The sequence below is a fragment of the Streptomyces ipomoeae 91-03 genome (assembly GCF_000317595.1).
Lineage (GTDB): Bacteria > Actinomycetota > Actinomycetes > Streptomycetales > Streptomycetaceae > Streptomyces > Streptomyces ipomoeae.
This window is the reverse complement of the sequence record NZ_AEJC01000196.1, coordinates 1-3304: the sequence shown is the minus strand read 5'-3', so window position 1 is coordinate 3304 and position 3304 is coordinate 1. Positions and strand designations below refer to the sequence as shown.

Annotated in this window: 4 protein-coding genes; 3 read left to right on the top strand and 1 reads right to left on the bottom strand. The window is 71.2% G+C overall.

Features of this window, described 5'->3' with window-relative positions:
* Positions 1–648, top strand: coding sequence for an ABC transporter ATP-binding protein (locus STRIP9103_RS13070; RefSeq protein ID WP_009309631.1), 648 nt, complete (start codon positions 1–3; stop codon positions 646–648).
* A 9-nt stretch (positions 649–657) separates the two neighbouring features.
* On the opposite strand, the gene STRIP9103_RS13065 is transcribed toward STRIP9103_RS13070, so the two are convergent.
* Positions 658–1362, bottom strand: coding sequence for a LysM peptidoglycan-binding domain-containing protein (locus tag STRIP9103_RS13065; protein WP_009309630.1), 705 nt, complete (start codon positions 1360–1362; stop codon positions 658–660).
* A gap of 537 nt (positions 1363–1899) precedes the next feature.
* On the opposite strand from STRIP9103_RS13065, the gene STRIP9103_RS13060 reads away from it, so the two are divergent.
* Positions 1900–2670, top strand: a complete 771-nt coding sequence (locus STRIP9103_RS13060; RefSeq protein WP_009309635.1) for a hypothetical protein — start codon at positions 1900–1902, stop codon at positions 2668–2670.
* Between the two features lie 251 nt (positions 2671–2921).
* On the top strand, positions 2922–3287 hold the full coding sequence (locus STRIP9103_RS13055) for a hypothetical protein (RefSeq protein ID WP_048820200.1): 366 nt from the start codon (positions 2922–2924) through the stop codon (positions 3285–3287).
* Positions 3288–3304 lie beyond the last annotated feature (17 nt).

The window sequence follows — 3304 nt, the reverse complement described above, 5'->3', positions numbered from 1 at the left end:
TTGCTCTCCCTGAGACACGCCCGCGTCCGCTACGGCCCCCTGGAGGCGCTGCACGGCGTCACCCTCGCCGCGCCCGGTCCGGGCCTGACCGTGCTGTTGGGCCGCAACGGCTCCGGCCGTACGACCGCGCTGCGTGCCCTCGCGGGCACGGTCCCGCTCTCCGGCGGGGCCGTGGTGTGGGACGGGACGGACGTGACACGGGTGCCGGCGTACGAGCGGGCCCGGCGGGGGCTCGTCCTCGTACCGGAGCGGCGGGCCGTCTTCGGCTCCCTCACCGTGCGCGAGAACCTCGAACTCGCCGCGCCGGACTTCTCGTACGCCCTGGACGCCTACCCCCCGCTCGGACCGCTCCTCCCCCGCCGCGCCGGCACCCTCTCCGGCGGTGAGCAGCGCATGGTCGCGCTGTCCCGTGCCCTGCTGGCACGCGCGCGTGTCGTCCTCGTGGACGAGCCCACCCAGGGCATGTCACCGGCGATCGCGGCCCGCACGTACGAGCTGCTGCGGGGACTCGACGCCTGCGTGGTCGTCGCCGAACAGCGTCTGCCACCGGGGCTGCGCGGCGCGGGCCCACGCCGAACGCCGAAGCTCGTCTACGAGCTCCGGCGCGGGGCGGTGGCGTTCGCCGGCGAGGCGGCGGAAATGCCGTGAGGGGAGCGGTCAGAGGTCGAGTCGCTGCCCGGGCACGATGAGGTTGGGGTCGGCGCCGATGACGGCCCTGTTGGCGGCGTAGACCTGCCGCCAGGTGGTCCCGTGCTCGGCGGCGATGCCGCTCAGCGTGTCGCCCTGCCGGACGGTGTAGTCGTCCCGGGACGTGCTGCGGTCCGGGTGACTGGACGTGCGCGACGGCGCACTCGACGAGGCCGACTTGGCGGGCTTGGTCGACTTGGTCGACTTGGTGGGCTTGGTCGTCTTCGTGGACGCCGAGCCGGTGGAGGGCGCGCCGGGTGCGCTGCCGTACGCTCCGGCGCGCGCGGAGCAGGTGGGCCAGGCGCCCCAGCCCTGGGCGCGCTGCACCTTCGTGGCGATCGCGATCTGCTGGGCCTTGGAGGCCTTGTCGGCGGTGGCCGCGTAGGCCGTGCCGCCGTAGGCACGCCACGTACTGGCGGCGAACTGGAGGCCGCCGTAGTAGCCGTTGCCGGTGTTGATGTGCCAGTTGCCGCCGCTCTCGCACTTGGCGATGCGGTCCCACACTCCGCTGTCGGCCGCAGCCGCGTTGCCGGTGACGGTCAGCAGCCCGAGCGGGGCGAGCAGCGCCGCCCCGGCGAGGACCGCCGTCGTACGCGTCCTGCGGACGTCCTGCGTGCTACGGACGCTCTGCGTCTTGCGAGCTTTCTCGCGTGTGTTGTCGGCACATGCGGACATGTATTTCCCTCTCCGAGGACTCGGGGTCCCCCAAGGCGGGGCGCGACTCGTGTCGCCCAGGACGCGAGTGACGCGCTCAGCCCCGTCCGCCGGCGGTGGTGCTCAAGCCTGCTGTGGTGCCGGCCGGCGGACGTACCCGAGCGGTGCTCGTTGCACACGGCGGGGAATCTAGGGAGGTTGACCGTCCGTCAGCAACCAATGACCTGTCGTACGAGGCCAGTACCCTGTTACCGGGAGTAGGGATCATTTCAGGCCACCCACTTCATTCGCTGATTTCCGGATTTGCCGGCCGGACGCCACGACGATCTGTGACCCACCTCACCGGGACAACTGCCTGGACAATTCACGAAGTTGACACGGTGTAACGGATTCCGCGCATGGATTCACCCTGTGCGCTGGATGGTTCGATTCCATTCATCGCCGGGCGTGACTCGGGCCACACATCGGCCGTTGTCATCTTCATGAGCCGGAACCACCGTGCTCATGGGCCGGGCGCCACCCGGCACCCGACACGCACCGCATCCCGAGGAGCCACCCGTGCCGCGCATGCTCGACGTCAGCGACGAGGTACGCGCCGAGATCGGCGACGAAGAAGCCGACCGGCTGCTCGCCGGAGAGAACGCCCCCGGCGGCTACGACTGCACGTCCTGCCGCACCCCCGGCGACTCCGAGCAGGAACGCACCAGCACCGTCCTGTTCGTCGGCGACGAGACAGCCGTCCTCGCCTTCGCCCACGCCACCTGTCTGCCCTCCCAGGTCGTCCAGGTCACCGAGGAGCAGCTGCAGGGCGCCGCCCGCTCCATCACCGCGGACGCCCCGGCCCAGGCCGCGCCCGAGCAGGCCGTACTCGGTGTCACCAGCGGACTGATCCTGCTCAGCGGGGAGTTGCACCCCGCGCTGGTCGTCGAGCCGACCGCACCCATCGCGCGCCCGGGTTCGACCGGCGCCGGTGACGACTTCCTGCCTCTGCTCATCGAGCAGGGCTTCATGCCGCTGCCCCAGATCGACTCCGTACCGCCCGTGCTGCACGGCTGGTCCGTGCTGCTCGCCATGGGCCAGCTGCACGCCATCCTCCAGTCGGGGACCTCCGGTGGTTCGCCGGTCGCCTGGTGGCAGGCACATCAGGCGCTGCAGGTGGCCGACAGCTGGCGGGCCGCCGCGAACAAGCATCAGCAGGTGTTGATGTTCGCGGCGCCGGTGGGGTCCATCGGGCGGCAGCCTCGGGAGGATCTGCTGCGGGAGGCACTCGACAAGGCCGCCGCCTCCGGCAAGTTGGTCGCCGCCACGCTGCCGCTGGCCGGGACGTGAGCGCTCCGCTCGGAAAGCCGTGCCAATCGCCGTGGCAATGCGACTGACGGGTTGACCGCGGACCGTCTGTGGCTGGTCACGCCCACGCGGCGGAGCCGCAAACCGACACCGACCCGCGCCCCTCCAGGGCTCGGCCCTCGGCCGGAGGCTGAATGGTGGACCTGGCGCATCCCTTGGGCCGTGGGGTCGTTGGCATTGGCGTGCACGCATTTGACGTTCCCCGCCGCCAGTCCTATCAGTCGGTCCCTTCCATGCGGTCGGCCCAGGATCCTTCGGGCGGCCCATCGCCCACGCCGATCTACGACATGCTCTACGCCGAGTGGGTCAAGTCCTATCGGGCCCTGCCGGGTGACCGGCACGGCGAGGAGGAGCTGGGGTTCACCGGCTTCGGGAACCTTTCGCACAGCTCGGGCAGTCGCGGTACGGGCTCGCCCGACTCCGGCTCGTACGGTGCCCGGCACGCGACTGGGCATCGCGCCACCCAGCGTGAGACCCAGTCGGGTCCCACGGCCACGACGACCTCCGCCTGGCAGCCCGTCGGACGGATCCCCACCGGTCACACAGGTATGCACCACATCCCGTCCCCGCTGCCGCCGAGTCCACGCCGAGGGCTTTGAAGCGGGCACACGAAGAG